The following is a 22,788-nucleotide window of genomic DNA, read 5'->3' as shown; positions in this document are numbered from 1 at the left end:
ACTGGGGGAAGTTTTAGATTAGGGGCTGTCCTAGATAACACTAAAAAATCTATTTAGGTTAGAATGAACCAATGAGAAAAAGTCGTCTAAGTCAGCACAAACAAAATAAACTCATTGAGCTATTTGTTGCAGGTGTTACTGCAAGGACAGCAGCAGAGTTAGTCAATGTAAACAAAACGACTGCCGCATATTACTTTCATCGTTTACGCCAACTCATCTATCAAAACAGCCTTCACTTAGAGATGTTTGAAGGTGAAATTGAAGCCGATGAAAGTTATTTTGGCGGTGCTCGCAAAGGCAAACGTGGTCGTGGTGCGGCAGGGAAAATTGCGGTATTCGGGCTTCTCAAGCGCAATGGCAAGGTTTATACCGTTGCGGTTCCAAATACGCAATCTGCCACCTTGTTACCCATTATTCGGGAGCAGGTAAAGCCTGATAGTATTGTTTACACCGATAATTATCGTAGTTATGACGTGCTTGATGTGAGTGAATTTAGTCATTTTCGTATCAATCACAGCACACATTTTGCTGAAAATCATAACCACATTAACGGAATTGAGAATTTTTGGAGCCAAGCAAAACGCCATTTACGCAAATTTAATGGTATCCCAAAAGCGCATTTTGAGCTTTATTTAAAGGAATGTGAATGGCGTTTTAATTACAGCAACATAAAAAGTCAAATTTCTATTTTAAAACAATTGGTTAAAGGGAGTTTAGCCTAGTTATCTAGGACAGCCCCTTAGATTATGAGCAACCTACACCCTTTTTAGTAAAATCCAAAGAGTATTCAGATGAGCATGAAACGCCTGTTCTCACTGCTGGACAAAGTTTTATTTTGGGCTACACCAACGAAACAGATGGGATTTATCAAGCCTCAAAGGAAAATCCTGTAATTATTTTTGATGATTTTACAACTTCCTTTCATTGGGTAGATTTTCCTTTTAAAGTCAAATCTTCCGCCATGAAAATGCTGTCACCAAAGGGAGATACTATACATTTCAAGTATGTTTTCTATGCTATGAAATGTATTCACTATAAACCAGAAGATCATGCACGACAGTGGATTTCTAAATATTCAAAAATAAAAATCCCCATTCCCCCGCTGTCTGTACAAAGAGAAATCGCCCGAATTTTAGACGCATTTACAGCGATTACCAGCGAGCTTACCAGCGAGCTTACCAGCGAGCTTACCAGCGAGCTTACCAGCGAGCTTACCCTACGCCAGAAACAATATCAACACTATCGCGATAAACTCCTCACCTTTGGCGATGAAGTGGAGTGGAAGACGCTGGAGGAGGTTGCGAAAATTAAACATGGTAAGGATTGGAAAAAACTAGAAAAAGGTGACATTCCTGTATATGGCTCAGGCGGGATTATGGGATACGTTAATCAATACGCCTATAACAAACCAACAGTTTTAATACCAAGAAAAGGTTCAATTACCAATATTTTTTATGTTGACAACCCTTTTTGGAATGTTGATACGATTTATTACACAGAAATAGATGATTCACAAATTTACCCAAAATTCTTTTACTATTTTCTAAAAACTATTGATTTTATGAAATTAGATACTGGCTCTGGAAGACCAAGCTTAACACAGGCAATCTTGAATCAAATCCTAATCCCAATTCCCCCACTAGAAGAACAAAAACGCATTGCCGCCATTTTGGATAAATTCCATACGCTCACCAGTTCCCTTTCAGACGGCCTGCCCAAAGAAATCGCCCTACGGCAGAAGCAGTATGAGTATTATCGGGATTTGTTGCTTGGGTTTGAGAAATAAATATGGGTATAGTGTTCAGAATACTATTGTCTATTAGTTCAGTATCTTTGCTTCCTATAATCTACTTTATCAAAGAGCAAAGGAATGTATTTCCCTACTTGATATCATATGTTAGTGATAAAGAATTGAATTTTATATCTAATAATATATGGATAATTTCTTATTTATTGATTCCAATATTATTGGCATATTTAGTATTACTACTTATTCCCTTACTAAGTAAAGAGAGTGGTATAAGTAATGAAAAGGTTGCTGACATTGAAAATCAAGTAAATAATTTTTTACCAAGCTATCTGGGGTATATTTTTATTGCTCTAAGCATATCTAATGATTTTGTGCTATGGGTTATATTTTTTATAGTTCTTGCATTTACCTTTATCTCTCAAGACAATTATTTCAACCCTATTTTATTGCTATTTGGGTATAACTTTTACAAAATAAAAATGTTAAATAGCCATTCTTTTGTACTCATTAGTAAGCAGAAGTTTAAAGTTGTTAAAGATGTAGAAGTAAGTCATATATATAGAATTAACAATTACACTTTTATTCAGGGGAAATAACATATGAATCATATTTTAAGCAAAATATCTAGACACGAAAAACTTTATAAATTGTTATCAATTAATGAGCTCATTTATAAAGATATAGAGTTTACGGAGAGTAACTATGTAGACTACGACCCAGATCATAATTTAGATGAAGAATGTTGGTTTAAAATTGATGAGTTTAGTAAAAAAGATTTTTGCTTATCTTTTTTAAAGGAAGATTTTGACTCTAAATTATTTGATCTTTTAGATAAAAAACATTTTAAAGATTTAAAATATTTTTGCTCTGTGCAAGAAGGCGGTCAAGTATTTTGCTTCCAAAAAATAACACCTTCGTTATTTTTTAAAAAGAAATTTATAAGTTTTGGAGATGTTACAAAATTAGAGGAATCAGAAAATCGTATCATTATAAAAGAACATCCTAATGCTGTTTATTTTAAAGAGACGGATGTTTTAATTTTTAAAGATCTTTCCAAGATTTCATCTATTTTTGAAGGCATAGATATGCTTTACAAAGAAGCAACAGAGCAGGAAGTAAAAGACTTTCTTGATAATCCTTTTATTAAATTGAAAGATTTTGATTCAAGCAAAGTAAGTAAGCCAAATAGAAAACGAATTGCAATGGCAAACAATACTCTGGGTAGATTTGATGATAATATGAAAAAACAATTGGTTAGTTATATTAATGAGTATTGCTCTGAAAAGTTGATTTTTGACGAAAAAGAGGGGAAATTTGAAATTGAAACAGATGATCAATTGAAAAATCTACTTTATGGAATAGATCAAAGGTTTTATACAACAGGCATTGATCATGAGAGAAGATTAGCTAATTCTGTTGTAAAAATTTAAAATTTTAGAGGTAAAAATGACCACCGAAACCACCCCCATCGCCGAAACCAATCAATTCATTATCCTTGATGAATATGAAAAAATCGAACAGCCCAGCCACTACCAAAGCGAGGCGGATTTGGAGCGGGAATTTATCGCCGACCTCGTGCAGCAAGGCTATGAATTCCGCCAAGACCTCACCACCAATGACAACCTTTTGGCAAATGTGCGCGAGCAACTACAACGGCTGAATGAGGTGCGTTTCAGTGATGAAGAATGGGCGCGTTTTGTGGCGGAGTATCTTGATCCACCTGCGGAAACCCTTATTGATAAAACCCGAAAAATTCACCACGATTATATTTATGATTTCGTGTTTGATGATGGGCGAATCCAGAACATTTATCTTGTCGATAAAAAGAACATTCAGCGCAACCGCTTGCAGGTGATTCAGCAGTTTGAGCAAACAGGCACGCACGCCAATCGCTATGATGTAACGGTGCTAGTGAATGGCTTGCCGTTGGTGCAAATTGAGCTGAAAAAGCGCGGGGTGGCGATTCGCGAGGCGTTCAACCAAGTGCATCGTTACAGTAAAGAAAGCTTTAATACAGAAAACTCCCTATTTAAATATTTGCAGATTTTCGTTATTTCCAACGGTACGGATACGCGCTATTTTGCCAACACCACCAAGCGCAATAAAAACAGCTTTGATTTTACGATGAATTGGGCAAAGTCCAATAATGAGCTGATTAAAGATTTAAAAGATTTCACCGCCACTTTTTTCCAAAAAAATACCTTGCTTAATGTGCTGCTGCATTATTCTGTTTTTGATGTCAGCAACACGCTGCTGATTATGCGCCCTTATCAGATTGCTGCCACCGAACGCATTCTTTGGAAAATCAGCAGCACCTATCTCAATAACAATTGGAGCAAACCCGAAAGCGGCGGTTTTATTTGGCATACCACAGGTTCAGGCAAAACCCTCACCAGCTTTAAAGCCGCACGCCTTGCTACGGAACTAGATTTTATTAGCAAAGTTTTCTTTGTGGTGGATAGAAAAGATTTGGACTATCAAACCATGAAGGAATATCAGCGTTTTTCTCCTGATAGCGTCAATGGTTCCGACAGCACCGCTGGCTTAAAACGCAATATTGAGAAAGATGACAATAAAATCATCGTAACCACCATTCAAAAGCTCAACAATCTGATGAAATCAGAAGACAACTTGCCGATTTACGGGCAGCCTGTGGTGTTTATTTTTGATGAATGCCACCGCTCACAGTTTGGTGAAGCACAGAAAAATCTTAAAAAGAAATTTAAAAAATTCTGCCAGTTTGGTTTCACTGGTACGCCGATTTTCCCGCAAAATGCCTTAGGCTCAGAAACCACGCAAAGCGTCTTTGGCAGGGAATTGCATTCTTATGTCATCACTGATGCCATTCGTGATGAAAAAGTGCTGAAATTTAAAGTAGATTATAACGATGTCCGCCCTAAATTTAGAGCCGCAGAGCAAGAGCAAGATCTTAAAGAACTCTCAGCCCTTGAAAACAAGCAAGCCCTTTTGCACCCCGAGCGCTTAAACGAAATTGCCCGTTATGTCTTGAAGCACTTTAAACAAAAAACCCACCGCCTCAATGCTTCAGGCAAGGGATTTAATGCGATGTTTGCCGTAAGTAGTGTAGAAGCCGCTAAGCATTATTATGAGATTTTTAAGCAGTTACAAAGCACGGCAGAAAATCCGCTAAAAATTGCCACCATTTTTTCTTTTGCGCCCAATGAAGCGCAAGATGCCATTGGCGATATTGAAGATGAAAACTTTGAACCCACGGCGATGAACAGCTCTGCCAAAGAATTTTTGCAATCAGCCATTGGCGACTATAACGCTATGTTTCAAACCAATTACGGCGTGGATAGCAAGGAATTTCAAAATTATTACCGCGACCTTGCCAAACGGGTCAAAAATCAAGAAATTGATCTGCTGATTGTGGTGGGTATGTTTTTAACGGGCTTTGATGCACCTGCCTTAAATACCCTATTTGTGGATAAAAACCTGCGTTATCACGGGCTGATTCAAGCCTATTCGCGCACCAACCGCATTTTTAACCGCACCAAAACTTTCGGCAATATTGTGACTTTCCGAGATTTGGAGCAAGCCACCATTGATGCCATTACGCTTTTTGGCGATAAAAATACTAAAAATGTGGTGCTAGAACGTAGCTATCAGGATTATATGAATGGTTATGTAAATGATGCTGGTGAGCGAGTTCGAGGATATAAAGAAATTGTTAAAGAGTTACAAACGAGATTTCCTGATCCCACTGCTATAGAAAAAGAATCAGATAAGAAAGCCTTTGCGAAATTATTTGGTGAGTATTTGCGTATTGATAATATTTTAAGAAATTATGATGAATATAATGCAATTACAGATAGTAGTAATTCTGGAAATCAAATTAATGAGGGAAATGGTGAATATGTAACAGATCCTATTGTTTTGCCTGAGAAAATCCGTCAAGACTATCTTTCTACTTATAATGATATTCGTGATTGGAAGCGCCAACAAACTGATGGGAATGGTCAAGAAAGATCAAATATTGATTGGAGTGATGTAATTTTCGAGGTTGATCTATTAAAATCACAAGAAATTAATTTAGATTATATTTTAGAATTAATTTTTAATGAAAATAAGAAAACCGATAATAAACCTGATTTAATTAAAGAAGCACGCAGAATTATTCGTTCCAATGTAGGACATCGAGCAAAAGAAAGTTTAATTATTGACTTTATTCAACAAACTGATCTTAATAGCATTCCTGATAGAGTTGAAGTTATAGAGTCCTTTTATAAATTTGCTCAATTAGAGCAAGAAAAAGAAGCGAGCGAACTCATTAAGAATGAAAAACTTAATGAAGAAGCTGCAAAACGCTATATTTTAGCCTCTTTAAAACGTGGCTATGCAAGTGAAAATGGTACAGCATTAAATGAAGCGCTACCAAAAGGTACCCCCTTAAATCCTCAATATAGAACGAAAAAACAAGCTGTCTTTAAAAGGATTGCTGCTTTTGTAGAGAAATTTAAAAATATTGGAAGGAAAATTTAAACAGCAAAAACATAAAAAACGCCAGTACTCACTGGCGTTTAAATTGATAGATTACTGACGATAATTAGCTAAAAAACGTCCTAATCGCCCAAGCGCATCTTCAATTTGATTTACATAAGGCAAGGTAACAATGCGGAAGTGATCGGGGGAATGCCAGTTAAAACCACGTCCGTGTACTAATAGCACTTTCTCTTGACGCAACAAATCCAGCACCATTTTTTCATCATCGTAAATATTGAATTTTTTCACATCAATTTTGGGGAACATATAAAGCGCGCCCATTGGTTTCACGCAACTCACTCCCGGAATTTGATTAATCAGTTCATAGGCTTTATTGCGTTGTTCTAATAAGCGCCCACCGGGCAAAATAAATTCATTAATGCTTTGATAGCCCCCTAATGCGGTTTGAATGGCGTGTTGCATTGGGTGATTTGCACATAAACGCATTGAAGCGAGCATATCTAGCCCTTCAATATAACCTTTTGCGTGCTGTTTCGGGCCATTTAAAATCATCCAGCCTTGACGGAAACCAGCAACGCGATAAGATTTAGACAACCCATTAAAGGTAATGGTTAATAAATCTGGCGCAAGTGCGGCAATATGATGATGAACCGCATCGTCATACAAAATTTTGTCATAAATTTCATCGGCAAAAATAATCAATTTATGTTCACGGGCAATATCCACAATACCTTGCAATAAGTCTTTGCTATACACCGCCCCCGTTGGATTATTCGGGTTGATAATCACAATAGCCTTAGTTCGAGAGGTAATTTTGCTTTTAATATCCTCTAAATCAGGAAACCAATCTGCCTGTTCATCACATAAATAATGCACCGCTTTTCCGCCCGCTAACGTAGCAGCAGCTGTCCATAATGGGTAATCAGGCATTGGGATCAACACTTCATCATCATTATTCAATAAGGCTTGCATTGACATCATAATCAGTTCAGACACGCCATTACCGATATAAACATCATTCACATTTGCGCCCTGAATGCCTTTTGATTGGTAATATTGCACAATGGCTTTACGTGCAGAATACAACCCTTTGGAATCACAATAACCTTGTGCTGCGGTCAGATTACGCAAAATATCCACCAAAATTTCATCTGGTGCTTCAAAACCAAAAGGCGCAGGATTGCCGATATTTAATTTTAAGATTTTATGTCCATCTTCTTCTAAACGTAGCGCCTCTTTATGCACTGGCCCACGAATATCGTAACAAACGTGTTCTAACTTGCTTGATTTAGGAAAGGTTGTCATTGTTATTATCCTTTTGGTTGCAATATCAATAATGTTGCGTGCGATTATCATTTGAGGTAAAAAATTGCCGATAAAAATCGGCTTATTTCTTACCGCACTTTACGCTTATTTTACAAAGATGAAAAGATTTTATAAAAAATTTTCATAAAGTGCGGTAGAATTAGCCCTTATTTTTAACTGATTTTTTTGCCAAAAACAACGCTTTTTAAATGGATAATTTACGCACAATAAAACAACAGCTTTTGGCGCAACTCCGCCCTTCTCTGCTTGAACATAAGAAGATCGCTTGTGTGCAGGCAGAAATGGTTACAAACCTCAATTTATTAAGCTGGCTAAAAGCGCAAAAAACCTATCCGCAGTTTTACCTTAATTTCCGTGATAGCAAGCAAGTTGTCGCCGCTATCGGACAAGTGCGGTGTTTTTTGGAATTAAATCTGGCACAAGCTTTTATACAAGAAAACCATTATCCCTTAGTGGGCGGTGTGCAATTTTATGGTGAAAGCCAATTTTTCTTGCCGCGTTTGTATTTGCAACAGCAAGAAAATAAGCTAAAAATTCAACTATTCATCGATCAAACAAAAGATTTTGCACAAGAATACCAAGACTGCTTGAACGCATTAGAAACTTTTGAAAAAAGCACCGCACTTTGTCCAATTCAACAATCCATTCATTTTGGGCAAAAACGGGCAGCACAAGCACAATGGTGTGAATGGGTAGAACAAGGTTTACAGCAGATTAAGCAAGGCTTACTAAATAAAATTGTATTGGCGAATGAAACACTTTTCCACTCAGAAGGAAAACTGAACGCCTATGATTTTTTGGCTGAAAGTGAACGCTATAATTTCGGTTGCTATCATTTTCTATTTGCTGAAACGGAAGAATGTATTTTTATTGGCTCAAGCCCTGAACGCCTGTATCAACGGCAAGGCACACAACTGCAAACCGAAGCATTGGCGGGGACAGCCTTAGTGGGCGAAAATGCACAAGAAACCGCACAACAAGCCCAATGGCTTCTGCAAGATAAAAAAAATATTTATGAAAATCAACTCGTTGTTGATGACATTAAGCAACACCTTGCACCTTATAGCCAACATATTGAAGTTTCGCCCTTAGGTCTGAAGACCTTGCGCCAAGTGCAGCATTTAAGACGTAAAATTTCTGCACAGATTTCCCCCGAATATGGTGATAACCTTTTCTTAAATGCCATTCACCCCACCGCGGCGGTAGCAGGCTTAGGACGAAATGAAGCCATCGCATTTTTACGTCAAACGGAAACCTTTGACCGCCGTTGGTATGCGGGAACATTAGGCGTAATGCAAAAAGAATGGGCGGAATTCTGTGTGGCGATTCGCTCAGCGTTCATTGAGCAAGAACAAATTCGCGTTTTTGCCGGTGCGGGGATTGTTGAAGGCTCTATTCCCTTGTTAGAATGGCAAGAAATTGAGCGTAAAGCCTTAGGATTAATTTCTTTATTACAAGAATAAACATAGAAAGAACGAACAAAATCAATGGAGAACCCTATGTCAGTGAGTGTATTTAATCGTTGTTGGTCAAAAGTGATCTTGGAAACCCTGATTCGTCAAGGGGTTAGCCATTTTTGCATTGCGCCCGGTTCTCGTTCTACCCCACTCACGTTAGAAGCCGCTCGCCTTGAACAAGGTGGCAAAGCCAAATGCCATACCCATTTTGATGAGCGTGGTTTGGGTTTTCTCGCCCTTGGTTTAGCTAAAGCAAATAAAAAGCCCGTGGCGATTATTGTAACTTCTGGCACAGCAGTGGCAAATCTTTATCCCGCGGTGATTGAAGCGCGCCAAAGTGGGGTAAATCTCATTGTATTGAGTGCTGATCGCCCGCCTGAATTATTGGAGTGCGGTGCAAATCAAGCCATTTTACAGCACAACATTTTTGCTGATTATCCTGTCGCAACAGTAGATTTACCTCGTCCTAGCCAAGATTATTCACCTAACTGGCTGATTTCACTTGTGGAACAGGCTTGTTATCGACAAAGCCAGCACGCTGGTGTCGTGCATATTAATATGCCATTTGCTGAGCCGTTATATGAAGCCAATGCAGAACAAATTGATCAACATCCTTGGCTTATGCCAATTCAGCGTTGGTTAAGCCAAAACAAACCGTGGCATAACCATCAAGCCCCACAAAAAGAAGTGGTAATGCACGAACATTGGGATCATTGGCGTACAAAACGTGGGATTATTTTGGTTGGAAAACTCCCCACAGAGCAAGCTATGGGCATTCGCACTTGGGCTGAAACGCAAGGCTGGATTATGCTCACAGATATTCAATCTGGCGTTGAGCCAACCCTACCTTATGCGGATATTTGGCTGGCAAATCAAACCGTTAAACAAAAATTGCTTGAAGCAGATATTGTGTTGCAATTTGGCTCGCACTTTATTAGCAAACGTATAAATCAATTTATGGCGGCCTTTAAAGGGGAATATTGGATCGTTGAACCTTCAGATAATTCGGTTGATCCAAACCATCACGCACACACCCGTTTTAATGGAAAAATTCATCATTGGCTACGCGCCCATCCCCCTTTACGCCAGAAACCTTGGCTATTAGAGCCAATCGCACTGGCTAAGTTCTGTTCTAGCTTTGTGGAACAGCAAGTGGGCGGTAATTTGAATGAGGCCTCTTTAGCTCACCATTTAGAGCGTTTATTACCCAATAATGGACTGCTCTTTTTGGGCAACAGCCTTTTTGTACGCTTGGTTGATGCCCTAACTAAATTGCCAGAAGGCTATCCGGTGTACACCAACCGTGGTGCAAGTGGTATTGACGGCTTACTTGCCACCGCAACAGGCTTAAGTTTAGGTTCAAACCAGCCTGTGGTAGCAATGCTTGGAGATACTTCCGCCCTATACGATCTCAATTCCTTAGCGTTGCTTAAAAAAGTAAACCAGCCAACCATTATTTTTGTGATCAATAATAATGGCGGTGCAATTTTCGATATGCTGCCTGTGGATGCGGAAATGAAAAATAAATTCTACCGTATGCCACATAATTTAGAATTTTCTCATGCGGCATCAATGTTTGATCTCAAATATGCACGTCCTTACACTTGGGCAGATCTCAGCTCCGTGCTTAAACAAGCTTATTTCCGCCGCGAAGCCACCTTAATCGAAATTAAGGTGAACAATAGCGATGGCAGTAATATTTATAAACGTCTGATTGAACAAATTAGCCACGCTGTTATTGGCGCTTAAATAAGAAGCTTAAGTAATGGCAAAACCCCATTTAGTTTTTCTGCACGGTTTACTTGGAACAAAGGCGGATTGGCAAAAAATCATCGAAAAACTACCGCACTTTTCCTGTCTCGCTCTTGATCTCCCCTTACACGGGGAGAACAAACATATTGACGTGACAGATTTTGACAACGCAGCAAAAATACTCGCTCAACAAATTCAAAGTGCGGTGCAAAATCAGCCCTATTTTTTAATTGGTTATTCACTAGGTGGACGGCTTGCTCTTTACTATGCTTTACAAGCCAAAGTAGAAAAAGGCGATTTACAAGGGTTGATTTTAGAGGGGGCAAATTTAGGGCTAATCTCCGAACAAGAACGCCAACAACGCTGGCAAAATGATTGTGATTGGGCTGAACGTTTTGCCACTCAGCCAGCTCATCAGGTATTAGAAGATTGGTATCAACAACCCGTGTTTGCCCACTTAACCGCTGAACAACGGCAGGCCTTGATTAAACTTCGCCAAGCTAATTGTGGTGAAAATATTGCTCAAATGCTCAAAGCCACTTCTCTCGCCAAACAACCTGATTTTCGCTCACAAGTGCGGTCAAATTCCTTGCCAATTTTTTATCTTTGCGGTGAAAAGGATGTCAAATTCCGTCAAATGGCGACAGAAAACCAACTCAACTTACATTTCATTCCCAATGCAGGACATAATGCTCATCAAGAAAATCCACAGGCTTTTTCACAATGTTTGGCACACATTCTCACTAAAATTCATTCTATTTAAGTGAAAAAACGCAGTATTTATAAGACGTTAAGTAAGCACTAGGTTTCAAAAATGCTGACTAATACGAAAATCTAATGACAAATTTGTATGGATAAATCCGCCAGTTTTTCCCATACATCATCACTAAATTCAAGTTTTACCAAACGTTCTAATTCGGCGAGCTGTTGAATAATTTCATACAGTTTACGATAGTTTAAGTGTTGAATCGCTTGTAAGAAAAGTGGGCGACGTGTTTGCCAAATTTTGAGTTGATCAAATTTTTCACGCAATTTCGCCGTAGAAAGCCCTTGATCAATATTGCTCATTCCTTGTTGTGGTTGAGTGAGTGTCAAAAGGGTTATTAACTCACGTTGCAAGGTACGCAATAAAATTACAGGCTGAATTTCCTCACCACGCAACCCCGCTAAAATTCGTCTGGCACGCTGGCTTTTTCCCTCAAGTAAGGCATCAACCCATTGAAATACGGTAAACACAGAGGATTGTTCCACCACATTTTGCACGCGAGATAAGGTGATTTTATCCTTTGGATAAAGCAATGCCAGTAACTGCAAGGTCTGTTTTAAGGCAAGAAGATTATTTTCGTAGCTATAACACAAAAGCTGGATTGCCTCTGGCTCAATAAAGATTTCTAAGGTTTTACTACGCCCGACAATCCAACGAGGTAATTGTTCAATACTTGGTGTTTGACAATTTACGAGAGAAAATTGCGGATCAAACTGACTGGCTTGCACAAACCAATCTTGTTTTTCCATCGGTTTGGTGAGTTTTGCCATTTGCAAAATGAGTAGCACATCTTGGTTTAACAAACTTATTAATTCAGCAATACGCTTTTGCAAAAGTGCGGTGAGATTTTCAGGAAAATTTAACACTAAAATTTGACGACTGAAAAATAATCCCATTGATTGCACTTGTTCGTTTAAGGCGATCCAATCAGTGCTATTATCAATAGTCATTTCATTTTTTTCATCAAAGTCTTGCTGTTTTGCCGTTGTGCAAATGAGATCCTTGCTTTCTTGTAAAAGCAAAGGATCTTGCCCCACTAAACAATAAATTGATGCTAACTTTTTATCTAGCGAGGCACTGAGCTGATCGGCAAACAGACGTTGCATTATTGGCTTTTCATCTGCTGTTTTAACGCCACCATTTTGCTGATAAGTTGGCGCGCTGCTTGCTCACGCATATCATTCCAAATCACCTCTTTTTCGGCAGATTTGGCTAATGCTGCACGTGAGTTATCAAAGAAAGTGCGGGTTACTTGTGTATTAATTGGATAACGTTGCTTGTTTTTAAGCTGAATGTTCGCCTCCACTTGTAACACTAATACTTTTTCAGCCTCACGTCCTTGCTTGAAAATAGATGCCACTTCACTGTTCTCACGCACATTATTTAAGCGGAACACCACCACATCGCCTTGCTCAACAAGTTGGATATTATTGGCTCTTAACTGCTTACGCATTGCAATCGTCATCGCATCATAAGGATCACGGCTTTCTAGACGCAATGTTCTTAGTTCTTGCGGAATCAATTCGCCATTTTGGAAATGAAAACCACAAGCCGTGAGTAATGCGACAGCACTGACGAGAGATAATTTTTTAAGTAAGTTCAACATTTGATTTTCTCTTAATAATTCGCCCCACCTAATGCGTGGGGCATAGGATTATTTCGCTACAAAGCTAAATAACTTACCGGGTACATAGATGGTTTTCACAATGTTTAGACCATCTAAGAATTTTTGTACATTCGGATCAGCAAGCGCAATGTCTTTAATCGCCTCTTCTGCCATATCCGCAGGTACAGTAATTTTAGCGCGCACTTTACCATTAACTTGCACCACCACCAGTTTTTCGTCATCGATCATTGCTTGCTCATCGGCTTTCACCCAAGGGGCAAAGTCAATCGCCTCTTGATTTCCAAGCTCTTTCCATAATTGGAAACAAATGTGCGGAGTGATCGGATAAAGCATTTTAACGACCGCATTTAACGCTTCAGCCATTACCGTGCGATCTTGTTCATCTTCTAATGGGGCTTTGGTTAATTTGTTCATTAGCTCCATAACCGCAGCAATCGCCGTGTTAAAGGTTTGACGACGACCGATATCATCGCTCACTTTCGCAATGGTTTTATGCACATCACGGCGTAAGGCTTTTTGCGCGTTAGAAAGTGTGGTTGGATTTAGCGCTGTTTTTGCAGGATTTTTACTGTACTCAAAGACTAAATTCCATAAACGGCGTAAGAAACGGTTTGCCCCTTCCACGCCAGATTCTTGCCATTCTAAGGTCATTTCAGCAGGGGAAGCAAACATCATAAATAAGCGTACGGTATCCGCACCGTATTTTTCCACCATTTCTTGTGGGTCAATACCATTGTTTTTCGATTTTGACATCTTCGTCATTCCGCTATGGACTAACTCGCGTCCTTCATCATCAATGGCACGGATAATACGTCCTTTTTCATCACGCTCAAGCGTAACTTTGGTTGGCGAAACCCAAATGCGTTCGTTGGTGTCGCTGGTGTAATAAAACGCATCAGCTAAGACCATTCCTTGACATAATAATTTATTTGCAGGCTCATCTGTGTTTACTAAACCAGCATCACGCAATAATTTATGGAAGAAACGGAAATAAAGTAAATGCATTGTGGCGTGTTCAATACCACCGATATATTGATCCACTGGCAGCCAGTAATTTGCCTCTTCAGGGTTCAACATTGCTTGGTGGAAATCTGGACAAGTGTAACGCGCGTAATACCACGAAGATTCCATAAAGGTGTCGAAGGTATCGGTTTCTTTTAATGCAGGTTGCCCATTGTAAGTAGTTTTTGCCCAATTTGGATCGGCTTTGATCGGGCTACGAACACCGTCCATCACCACATCTTCAGGTAATACAATTGGCAAATCTGCAAGTGGTGCCGGCACAACTTCACCATTTTCAAGGGTAAGCATAGGGATTGGTGCGCCCCAATAACGTTGGCGTGATACCCCCCAATCGCGTAAGCGATAATTCACTTGACGTTTGCCCACGCCCATTTGTTCCAATTTATCCGCAATCCCTTTGAATGCGGCCTCAAAACCTAAGCCATCAAATTCTGCTGAATTAATCAAAATACCGTGTTCAGTATAAGCCTGCTGTGATAAATCTAACGGGCTGCCGTCTTCTGGCGTGATAACAGGGTAAAGCGGTAAATCATATTTTTTAGCAAATTCATAATCACGCTCATCGTGCGCTGGTACCGCCATTACCGCCCCTGTGCCATAGTGCATTAACACAAAGTTAGCGACCCAAACAGGCACTAATTTCCCTGTAATCGGGTGAATGGCGTGAATGCCCGTTGCCATTCCTTTTTTCTCCATTGTGGCAAGCTCTGCCTCCGCCACTTTCGTGTTTTTTGCTTCTTGAATAAATTGGGCAAGTGCGGGGTTATTTTGTGCTGCTTTTTCCGCTAATGGATGTGCTGCGGCAACAGCCAGATACGACACGCCATAGAACGTATCTGGACGTGTCGTATAAACCGTTACGGTTTCATCAGAATTTTCAATATTAAAGGTAATTTCTACCCCTTCTGAACGACCGATCCAGTTACGCTGCATCGTTTTCACCATTTCTGGCCATTCTGGCAGATGATCTAAACCACCCAATAATTGCTCGGCATAGTCGGTAATTTTGATAAACCATTGTGGGATCTCTTTTTGTTCCACTGGGGTATCACAACGCCAGCAACGCCCCTCGTGGACTTGCTCGTTCGCTAACACGGTTACATCATTCGGACACCAGTTTACGCTAGAGCTTTTTTTATACACCAAGCCTTTGCGATAAAGCTCCGTAAAGAACCATTGCTCCCATTTGTAATATTCAGGTTTGCAAGTGGCAATTTCACGATCCCAGTCAAAACCAAAGCCCAAAATTTTGAGCTGATTTTTCATATAGTCAATATTTTCGTATGTCCATTTTGCTGGCGCAGTTTTATTTTTCACCGCCGCCCCCTCTGCTGGCAACCCGAATGCGTCCCAACCCATCGGCTGTAACACATTTTTACCATTCATTCGCTGGTAACGAGAAATGACATCACCAATGGTATAGTTACGAACGTGCCCCATATGCAAGCGACCAGATGGATAAGGGAACATTGAAAGGCAATAATATTTCTCTTTACTCGGATCTTGCACCGCTTTAAACGTCTTATTTTCAGCCCAATATTTCTGCACTTCACTCTCAATCAAATCAGGGCGATATTGTTCTTGCATAATGTTACCTTTAAAAAATTATCAAAAAATTGACCGCACTTTTCCCCCTTTACCAAAGGCGATTTTAGCGGTATAGATGAATAAGAAAATGTGATATAGGATAGCGTAAAATAAGGGAAATTGATAGAACTATTGCGAAAATCACGCCCTTATTTGCAATGACATTTTTCATACAACGGCAGTAAATCTTGAATAGTTTGTACGATAAATTCCACCGCATCAATGTGATCTAATTCAGCTTTTTCAATATTTTTTCCTATACAGAAAAAATCTTCATCATTGTTGAGTAAAAAATCCTGTGCAGAAAGCGACCGCACTTTGCGGAAATCAGCGTATTCGCTTTCATCACCACGCCAAAAATCAAAATCGGCATACTGTGCTTGATCCAACTGTTCAACCCATTGGTTGTATTGTTGCACATTGATTTGCGAGCGATCAGCGCGGTAGCAATGCCAATCAAGGCTCACTTGTAAACGGCGACGATTTAAGATAACCGATAAAATCGCCGCGGAATTTTTGTTAAATTCATATTTAAAATAAGCAAAAAAATGCGCCCGTACTTGCCAACCGTTACACCATTTTTCAATATGAGGTTCAGCAAAAGGTGCGCCAAGCTGTTGTGCCACTTGTAAGATGGCGGTCTTCCATAAATTCCAGTCCCGTTTGTAATCCGCTTTAATTTGTGGAATTTGTTCAGGGCAAAATTTTTTCATTTGTGCGAACTGAAAAAAAGGCAGATTAAACAGATCGCAACTGGCAGAGGTAATCAGTTTTGCTTTCATTTTTTAGGTATATTGTTTCATTGCTGGTTGAGTAAAATAACGCTTATCTTCCCAGCGTAGCATTGTCATTCGATTGCCCCACACACAGCCGGTATCAAGGGCATAAATATTAGCTGGCGTAGGCGTATCCACTAAACTTGCCCAATGGCCAAAGACGATATTTTGTGTTTTAAACAAGGGATTATTAAGCCTAAACCAAGGTGTCAGTTCAGCGGGGGCTTCATCAACAGGGGCTTTGCAATCAAAGTCAAGGCGGTGATCATAATAGCAAAAACGCATACGGGTAAACACATTAATAATGTAACGTAAACGGTCGATACCTTGCAAATCAGGCGACCAGCGATCTGGCTGGTTATCATACATTTGCGCGATCATTGCATAATAATCACTGTGGCGTAGCACTTGTTCCACTTCGCTAGCACAAGCTTTCGCGGTGTCAAGATCCCAATCAGGTGAAATGCCGGCGTGAGTGAGCAAGAAATTGGCTTGCTCATTATGAATAAGTAAAGGCTGCTGGCGAAGCCAGTCAATCAACTCGTGAAAATCAGGGGCGTTGAAAATGGCATCCACACGATCTTTGGGCTTCACTTGCTTAATTCCAAGTGCGGTAGAAATTAAATGCAAATCGTGATTGCCTAGCACAGTGTGAGCCGCCTTGCCAAGCGATTTGACTAAACGCAAACATTCGAGCGATTTATCCCCTCGCGCCACCAAATCACCAACCAAATAAAGGACATCTTGGCTTGGATCAAACTTTACCTTTTCCAGCAAAGCGTGCAGTTCATCATAACAGCCTTGCAGATCGCCGACTAAATAAGTTGCCATTGTCTATTCCACTTCACTCTGTTCATTTTCCAGCACAGGATTATCACACAGCCAGTTTGCCAATCTTACATAATCGGCAATGGAGAGATTTTCCGCTCGTGCGTTCAAATCAATACCAAGTGCGGTGAGATTTTCTGCAGAAAATAATGTAGAGAGCGCATTGCGCAAGGTTTTTCGACGTTGATTGAAGGCTTGCGTACAAACACGGTTGAGCCAATATAAATCTTTCACTGGGTGTGGCAACGTACTATGCGGAATTAAACGAACCACCGCAGAATCCACTTTTGGTGCAGGCTTAAATGCGCTCGGCGGTACTTCCAATACAGGCATTACTTGGCAAAAATATTGCGCCATAATGGTTAAACGGCCATAAGCCTTGCTATTTGGTGCAGCACAAAGACGTTTTACTACTTCTTTTTGTAGCATAAAATGCATATCTTGAATTTGTTCGCAATAGTTGAACAAATGGAACATTAATGGCGTTGAAATGTTATAAGGAAGATTGCCGAAAATACGTAATTTCTGATTTTTTTCTGCCAGTTTTTCATCTTGATAAAGCTGAGCAAAATCAAACTGCATTGCATCTGCTTCAATCACATTCAATTTTTGGTGTAAAAAGGGATGATGGCGTAAACGTTCAGCCAGATCGCGATCTAACTCAACCACCGTTAAACGTTCAACACGTTCCGCCACAGGTTCTGTTAATGCCCCTAAACCGGGACCGATTTCCACCAAATACTGATCTGGCTGTGGATAAATAGCTGCCACAATACTTTGAATAATATTATCATCGGATAAAAAGTTTTGCCCAAAACGCTTACGGGCGGTATGACCTAAATGTTTTCTTGAATTCATAATGATTGATACTGTTAAAAAAGACGCACTATTATAAAACAAAAATCCCAGCATTGGGGCTGGGATTTCGTGATTGCGGCAAATTACTTGAAATATTTAATATTGGCTGTTTTACGCAAGGCTTTCACCCAATCCTGCGAGGCTTCGTGCAGTTGTTGATTAACTAATTGCTGATAGGCTTTTTGCATATAAGCATCACGAGTACGATCCCCTTGGCGTGTATCAGTAACTTCTAAAATATGCCAGCCAAACTCTGTTTTAAAAGGCGCTGAAATTGTGCCTTTCTTCGTACTTTGCACCATTTTGGCAAACGTTGGCACATAGGTTTCAGGGAACGCAAAGCCTAAATTTCCACCATTTGCGCCAGATAAATAATCTTTAGAATAGGCTAATGCGGCATCAGCAAAAGTGGTTTTCTTGGCAAGAATATCCGCACGAATTTGCGTTAATTGTGCTTTAGCCTGTGCATCATTGAGTAATGGATTAAGTTTCAACAAAATATGACGAACTTGGTATTCTGTTCCTGTTACTTTTTTCTCTTTACCTTGTGCTTTCGCTTGATCGAGTAATTTTTGCCCGAGTTCTTGCACTTCTTCACGGGTTACATCAATGCTTTTACCAATTGCCTGATTACGCACTTCCGACATTAATAATTGATTTGCAATTTGTTGGCGATATTGATGATAGTTAATGCCTTGATAATCTAGCACATCAAGTAACTGACCATAAGTCAAGCCATTGCGTGCCGCAATATCTTCCATAACACGATCAACTTGTGCATTGCTCACGCTCACCCCAGAGTCTTTAATGGCTTGATTGACGAGAATATCATCAATGACGGTATTTAATGCCGCTTCACGATTTGCTTCTGTATTGGCTTTTTTACCTAACGCCGCGCGGACTTGGCTTTCTAAAATAGGATTACCATTTACCGTGGCGACAACACGCTCTACTGCCAAAACATTTGCTGAAACGGCAAAGAATCCCACTAAACCGATTAAAATTGCTTTAAAATTCACTCTTTTCATATTTTCCATTTATCCGTTCAAATTATTTTACATTAGAGTATCAATTTGCCAAAAGGTTCCCCCTTTGGTTTGATAAACGCGGTTTTATGTTGCTTTTATTTTGAGACTAGCGCCACTTCATAACATTGATCAAACTTCATTGTGCGCACTTGCACTTTTTCTGTGCGACTGGTTGGCACATTTTTGCCCACATAATCCGCACGAATGGGTAATTCACGGTGTCCGCGATCAACAAAAATAACTAATTCCACTTTCGCTGCACGTCCAAAATCAATTAACGCATCTAACGCGGCTCGAATAGTTCGCCCGGTAAATAAAACATCATCGACCAAAATTACAATTTTATTTTGAATGCTGACATAATTTGATGCACCGCTATAAACGGGCGATTGACTTTGTGGCTCAACATATTCTAAATCATCGCGATAAAAAGTAATATCCAAATCAAGGGAAGGGACTTCTTTCCCCGTTAAATCATTAATTTTACGCTTAATTAATTCTGCGATTTCTGCCCCACGGCGTTTAATGCCGACGATCACTAAGTCATCAAGATGTTGATGTTTTTCTATGATCTCGTGTGAAATCCGCGAAATGGTTCGCATAAATCGATCTTCATCAATAAGAATTTTTTCTGCCATTTATAAATCCTAGGTTGTGATAAATTTTTTCGCTACTATACCAAAAACTCACCCAAAAATGACCGCACTTAATAAAATTCTTTCTCGCTCAACATAACGAAAAAGCACAAACCTGCGTTTGTGCTTTGTATCGTTAATCGATGGCATACCCTGCATTTGGCAAGCGCTTGCCATCTAAATAAGCCTTGCCAGCCTCAAGCGTTAAGCGATCGGTAACAAACCATTTAATCACCAAAGGATAAATTTGTTGCTCTTGATATTTCACTCGCTGCTCAATATCAACCACGTCATCATCAGGAAAAATCGGCACTTTTGCTTGTAGCACAATTGCCCCGCCATCTACCTCTTCATTGACAAAATGCACCGTTGTGCCGTGTTCTTGTTCGCCCGCCTCTAAAGCTCGCTGATAAGTATGTAAGCCGGGGTATTTCGGTAACAATGAAGGATGAATATTGAGAATTTTTCCCGCAAAACGTTGGGTAAATTCAGCAGTCAAAATTTTCATATACCCCGCTAAAACAATCAAATCCGCCCCTAATATGGCGATATAATCACCAATAGCCTGATCCATTTGCTTATTATCTGCATAATCTTTTCGCTCAAAAAGTGCGGTAGGAATTTCAGCCATTTTTGCCCGTTGTAATCCATAAGCCGTTGCTTTATTAGAAATGACAGCACAGATTTGTGCGGGGATATCGCCAACCTTGCAGGCATCAATAATGCTTTGCAAGGTTTGCCCCTCACCAGAAATTAATACAGCGATCTTTTTCATTAACGAATAATAACCTGCTGTTCACCTTCACTTAGGCTTTCAATATGCCCAATCTGCCACGCCGTTTCGCCCGCTTGGTGTAATAATGCTAACGCGGTTTCCACTTGATCTTGTGGCAAGGCAATGATCATTCCCACACCACAATTGAAAGTGCGGTACATTTCATAACGTTCAATGTTGCCCTGTTCTTGTAGCCAGTTGAAAATAGCAGGCCATTGCCAGCTTGATTCATCAATCACCGCTTTCACATTATGTGGTAACACGCGTGGAATATTTTCCCAAAAACCACCGCCTGTTAAGTGAGAAATGGCGTGAACAGACACGTGTTTGATTAATTGCAAAATGGATTTTACATAAATTTTTGTTGGCGCTAACACTTGATCGGCGAAAGGTTTTCCGTCTAATTGTGCTGTAGCTGGCTCAATGCCTGAACGTTCGATTACTTTACGGATTAATGAATAGCCATTGGAATGCGCCCCACTTGAGCCTAATGCGATTAAGGCATCGCCCACTTTCACCCGACTACCGTCAATAATTTCAGATTTTTCTACGACACCGACGCAGAACCCCGCCAAATCATAATCACCTTGATGATACATACCGGGCATTTCAGCAGTTTCACCGCCGACTAAGGCACAACCTGCTTGCTCACAACCATTTGCGATACCTTTAATCACACTCGCTGCCACATCAACATCTAATTTACCTGTGGCATAATAATCAAGGAAAAATAGTGGTTCAGCGCCTTGCACCACTAAATCATTCACGCACATCGCGACCAAGTCAATGCCAATGGTATCGTGTTTATTCAAATCAATGGCAAGGCGTAATTTTGTCCCAACACCATCTGTGCCTGACACCAAAATTGGCTCTTTATATTTACTTGGCAATGCACAAAGAGCGCCAAAGCCACCCAATCCCCCCATCACTTCTGGACGCGTAGTGCGTTTTACATCGGCTTTAATTTTTTCCACTAACGCATTGCCAGCGTTAATATCGACACCTGCATCTTTGTAACTTAATGATTGTTTGCTCACGATTTTTTCCTATATGACTTGAGTTACTAAAAATCGCGCGTATTGTATCACGCCTACGCAATCGTTTGCGATAAATTTTCTCTTGTCTCATTATTTTCATTCTTTAGACGCATTTTGATTTGTGCAACAGCTCACAAAATTGGCTTTTTTTGTTAGAAATTGCCCCCCAAATATGCAAGAATAATTTTAACCTAATCAACACGCATTCTTCCTCAGAATGTAAGGAGGTCAAAATGAGAAAATTAGGTTTATCACTGAGTGTAATGTTGCTCGCTGCTTGTTCTACCACTCCAACTTCGCCTCCTCCCGAAGTCAAACTCGTGCTACCAACCTTAACCAAAGCGGGCTATTTCAAGTTAGCACCAAATGCCGAATATTATGTGGATACCCAATCAGTTTGGGTAGATAACGAAGACAAACATTTAATTCATTTTGATGTCGTGATTAATTCAGACAAAGGCTTATTCGTGTATAAAAACCGTCCTGAACTTTACGCGCGATCCGTGCGTCAATATAAAATACTCAACTGCGACACTTATCGTCTGACACAAGTTAGAACAGATTATTACAGTGAATTTTGGGGCGATGGTATCCGCGCAGCGCTACGCAAACAACAAAGGCATACGGTAAAATTGCAAAAAAACTCCACCCTTTATGTATTGGGTCAAGTGATGTGCGCCAATATGTATCGAAAATGGTAAATGAAAAAACAGACTCACTAAAATAGAAAAAACGAGAAGAAAAAAGTGCGGTGCAAATTTTCAGCATTTTTGCACCGCACTTTGAATGTTGATACGAAGTTGAGCTTTATAATAGCGTGTAAATACAATCTATCTATAAATTGTCAGGCAGTTTAAAATTAGCACTTATTTTAAATATTGACGCAGAGTTAAACGTTATCATATTAGGGCAACCCTCTTGTCAATTAACCGAATGGGAATAAAATTTTTAGAAAAGTAACGCCTGAACACGGCATAGCAAGTATGGGTTTACTTTTCGTTAAAAAATTTTATTGGAATGAGGAAAAGCAATTTAGCAGGGGACGCTTTTCTTTGCTTACTTTCTTTTGCGGAAACAAAAGAAAATAAGTCGCTCAACG

General features: G+C 39.8%; 19 protein-coding genes and 1 pseudogene. 9 read left to right on the top strand and 11 right to left on the bottom strand.

All coding sequences use genetic code 11. From position 1 onward, the window contains the following. The first annotated feature begins 71 nt into the window (after window positions 1–71). The 5 genes and pseudogenes from L5B83_RS05050 to L5B83_RS05030 all read left to right on the top strand — a co-directional run bounded on the left by L5B83_RS05050 (window position 72) and on the right by L5B83_RS05030 (window position 6,253). The gene (locus L5B83_RS05050) at window positions 72–722 is read left to right on the top strand and encodes an IS1595-like element ISHpa1 family transposase (RefSeq protein WP_194752148.1); all 651 of its coding nucleotides are present in this window, start codon (window positions 72–74) and stop codon (window positions 720–722) included. Between the two features lie 62 nt (window positions 723–784). Next, window positions 785–1,180: pseudogene (locus tag L5B83_RS12360) on the top strand (restriction endonuclease subunit S); the annotation flags it as partial. A gap of 93 nt (window positions 1,181–1,273) precedes the next feature. Then, window positions 1,274–1,786 (top strand): restriction endonuclease subunit S, encoded by a 513-nt coding sequence (locus L5B83_RS12355; RefSeq protein WP_265778383.1) that lies wholly within the window; start codon window positions 1,274–1,276, stop codon window positions 1,784–1,786. A gap of 563 nt (window positions 1,787–2,349) precedes the next feature. Continuing rightward, entirely contained in the window at window positions 2,350–3,180 is an 831-nt protein-coding gene (locus tag L5B83_RS05035; protein WP_265777770.1) for an ATP F0F1 synthase synthase, read from the top strand. A 16-nt stretch (window positions 3,181–3,196) separates the two neighbouring features. Further along, window positions 3,197–6,253 carry a type I restriction endonuclease subunit R gene (locus L5B83_RS05030; RefSeq protein WP_265777769.1) on the top strand — a complete coding sequence of 1,019 codons (3,057 nt, stop codon included), beginning with the start codon at window positions 3,197–3,199 and terminating at the stop codon, window positions 6,251–6,253. A 51-nt stretch (window positions 6,254–6,304) separates the two neighbouring features. Here L5B83_RS05030 and L5B83_RS05025 read toward each other — a convergent pair whose 3' ends face one another. After that, window positions 6,305–7,519, bottom strand: a complete 1,215-nt coding sequence (locus L5B83_RS05025; protein ID WP_265777768.1) for a pyridoxal phosphate-dependent aminotransferase — start codon at window positions 7,517–7,519, stop codon at window positions 6,305–6,307. 209 nt (window positions 7,520–7,728) lie between these two features. On the opposite strand from L5B83_RS05025, the gene L5B83_RS05020 reads away from it, so the two are divergent. From L5B83_RS05020 to menH, 3 genes are read left to right on the top strand one after another with little or no spacing between them, the layout of a single operon-like run. Then, entirely contained in the window at window positions 7,729–9,003 is a 1,275-nt protein-coding gene (locus L5B83_RS05020) for an isochorismate synthase (RefSeq protein WP_265777767.1), read from the top strand. 36 nt (window positions 9,004–9,039) lie between these two features. Continuing rightward, complete coding sequence (menD, locus tag L5B83_RS05015; protein WP_265777766.1) at window positions 9,040–10,746, top strand: 2-succinyl-5-enolpyruvyl-6-hydroxy-3-cyclohexene-1-carboxylic-acid synthase; 1,707 nt, start codon at window positions 9,040–9,042, stop codon at window positions 10,744–10,746. 16 nt (window positions 10,747–10,762) lie between these two features. Further along, entirely contained in the window at window positions 10,763–11,512 is a 750-nt protein-coding gene (menH, locus tag L5B83_RS05010) for a 2-succinyl-6-hydroxy-2,4-cyclohexadiene-1-carboxylate synthase (protein ID WP_265777765.1), read from the top strand. Window positions 11,513–11,583: 71 nt separating this feature from the next. On the opposite strand, the gene holA is transcribed toward menH, so the two are convergent. From holA to purM, 10 genes are all read right to left on the bottom strand, one after another. Then, window positions 11,584–12,621, bottom strand: coding sequence for a DNA polymerase III subunit delta (gene holA, locus L5B83_RS05005; RefSeq protein ID WP_265777764.1), 1,038 nt, complete (start codon window positions 12,619–12,621; stop codon window positions 11,584–11,586). Further along, a complete protein-coding gene (locus tag L5B83_RS05000) occupies window positions 12,621–13,121 on the bottom strand; it encodes an LPS-assembly lipoprotein LptE (RefSeq protein WP_265777763.1) in 501 nt (166 codons plus the stop codon). Before L5B83_RS05000 ends, holA begins: the two co-directional genes overlap by 1 nt. A 48-nt stretch (window positions 13,122–13,169) precedes the next feature. Next, complete coding sequence (leuS, locus tag L5B83_RS04995; protein ID WP_265777762.1) at window positions 13,170–15,752, bottom strand: leucine--tRNA ligase; 2,583 nt, start codon at window positions 15,750–15,752, stop codon at window positions 13,170–13,172. A gap of 149 nt (window positions 15,753–15,901) precedes the next feature. Further along, window positions 15,902–16,522: a glucose-6-phosphate 1-dehydrogenase family protein gene (locus tag L5B83_RS04990; protein WP_265778382.1), complete on the bottom strand. Its 621-nt coding sequence runs from the start codon at window positions 16,520–16,522 to the stop codon at window positions 15,902–15,904. A gap of 15 nt (window positions 16,523–16,537) precedes the next feature. Next, a complete protein-coding gene (gene apaH / locus L5B83_RS04985; protein WP_265777761.1) occupies window positions 16,538–17,359 on the bottom strand; it encodes a bis(5'-nucleosyl)-tetraphosphatase (symmetrical) ApaH in 822 nt (273 codons plus the stop codon). A gap of 3 nt (window positions 17,360–17,362) precedes the next feature. Beyond that, window positions 17,363–18,214, bottom strand: a complete 852-nt coding sequence (rsmA, locus tag L5B83_RS04980) for a 16S rRNA (adenine(1518)-N(6)/adenine(1519)-N(6))-dimethyltransferase RsmA (protein ID WP_265777760.1) — start codon at window positions 18,212–18,214, stop codon at window positions 17,363–17,365. An 83-nt stretch (window positions 18,215–18,297) separates the two neighbouring features. Continuing rightward, the gene (locus L5B83_RS04975; protein ID WP_265777759.1) at window positions 18,298–19,242 is read right to left on the bottom strand and encodes a peptidylprolyl isomerase; all 945 of its coding nucleotides are present in this window, start codon (window positions 19,240–19,242) and stop codon (window positions 18,298–18,300) included. A gap of 95 nt (window positions 19,243–19,337) precedes the next feature. Then, the gene (gene pyrR / locus L5B83_RS04970; RefSeq protein WP_265777758.1) at window positions 19,338–19,880 is read right to left on the bottom strand and encodes a bifunctional pyr operon transcriptional regulator/uracil phosphoribosyltransferase PyrR; all 543 of its coding nucleotides are present in this window, start codon (window positions 19,878–19,880) and stop codon (window positions 19,338–19,340) included. 133 nt (window positions 19,881–20,013) lie between these two features. Further along, window positions 20,014–20,652 carry a phosphoribosylglycinamide formyltransferase gene (gene purN / locus L5B83_RS04965; protein ID WP_250363528.1) on the bottom strand — a complete coding sequence of 213 codons (639 nt, stop codon included), beginning with the start codon at window positions 20,650–20,652 and terminating at the stop codon, window positions 20,014–20,016. Beyond that, on the bottom strand, window positions 20,652–21,689 hold the full coding sequence (gene purM, locus L5B83_RS04960; RefSeq protein ID WP_250349563.1) for a phosphoribosylformylglycinamidine cyclo-ligase: 1,038 nt from the start codon (window positions 21,687–21,689) through the stop codon (window positions 20,652–20,654). The genes purN and purM overlap by 1 nt, the downstream gene beginning before the upstream one ends. Window positions 21,690–21,922: 233 nt before the next feature. On the opposite strand from purM, the gene L5B83_RS04955 reads away from it, so the two are divergent. Then, entirely contained in the window at window positions 21,923–22,390 is a 468-nt protein-coding gene (locus L5B83_RS04955; RefSeq protein WP_250363529.1) for a surface-adhesin E family protein, read from the top strand. The last annotated feature ends 398 nt before the right edge of the window (window positions 22,391–22,788 follow it).

The sequence above is a fragment of the Avibacterium sp. 21-599 genome (assembly GCF_026226765.1).
Taxonomy (GTDB): domain Bacteria; phylum Pseudomonadota; class Gammaproteobacteria; order Enterobacterales; family Pasteurellaceae; genus Avibacterium.
This window is presented reverse-complemented; position numbering and strand designations above follow the sequence as displayed.

Bases quoted from the DNA above. Each gene is read 5' to 3' on its own strand.
- L5B83_RS05050 (WP_194752148.1), top strand. From the start codon at position 72: ATGAGAAAAAGTCGTCTAAGTCAGCACAAACAAAATAAACTCATTGAG.
- L5B83_RS05035 (WP_265777770.1), top strand. From the start codon at position 2,350: ATGAATCATATTTTAAGCAAAATATCTAGACACGAAAAACTTTATAAA.
- L5B83_RS05030 (WP_265777769.1), top strand. From the start codon at position 3,197: ATGACCACCGAAACCACCCCCATCGCCGAAACCAATCAATTCATTATC.
- L5B83_RS05025 (WP_265777768.1), bottom strand. From the start codon at position 7,519: ATGACAACCTTTCCTAAATCAAGCAAGTTAGAACACGTTTGTTACGAT.
- L5B83_RS05020 (WP_265777767.1), top strand. From the start codon at position 7,729: ATGGATAATTTACGCACAATAAAACAACAGCTTTTGGCGCAACTCCGC.
- menD (WP_265777766.1), top strand. From the start codon at position 9,040: ATGTCAGTGAGTGTATTTAATCGTTGTTGGTCAAAAGTGATCTTGGAA.
- menH (WP_265777765.1), top strand. From the start codon at position 10,763: ATGGCAAAACCCCATTTAGTTTTTCTGCACGGTTTACTTGGAACAAAG.
- holA (WP_265777764.1), bottom strand. From the start codon at position 12,621: ATGCAACGTCTGTTTGCCGATCAGCTCAGTGCCTCGCTAGATAAAAAG.
- L5B83_RS05000 (WP_265777763.1), bottom strand. From the start codon at position 13,121: ATGTTGAACTTACTTAAAAAATTATCTCTCGTCAGTGCTGTCGCATTA.
- leuS (WP_265777762.1), bottom strand. From the start codon at position 15,752: ATGCAAGAACAATATCGCCCTGATTTGATTGAGAGTGAAGTGCAGAAA.
- apaH (WP_265777761.1), bottom strand. From the start codon at position 17,359: ATGGCAACTTATTTAGTCGGCGATCTGCAAGGCTGTTATGATGAACTG.
- rsmA (WP_265777760.1), bottom strand. From the start codon at position 18,214: ATGAATTCAAGAAAACATTTAGGTCATACCGCCCGTAAGCGTTTTGGG.
- L5B83_RS04975 (WP_265777759.1), bottom strand. From the start codon at position 19,242: ATGAAAAGAGTGAATTTTAAAGCAATTTTAATCGGTTTAGTGGGATTC.
- pyrR (WP_265777758.1), bottom strand. From the start codon at position 19,880: ATGGCAGAAAAAATTCTTATTGATGAAGATCGATTTATGCGAACCATT.
- purN (WP_250363528.1), bottom strand. From the start codon at position 20,652: ATGAAAAAGATCGCTGTATTAATTTCTGGTGAGGGGCAAACCTTGCAA.
- L5B83_RS04955 (WP_250363529.1), top strand. From the start codon at position 21,923: ATGAGAAAATTAGGTTTATCACTGAGTGTAATGTTGCTCGCTGCTTGT.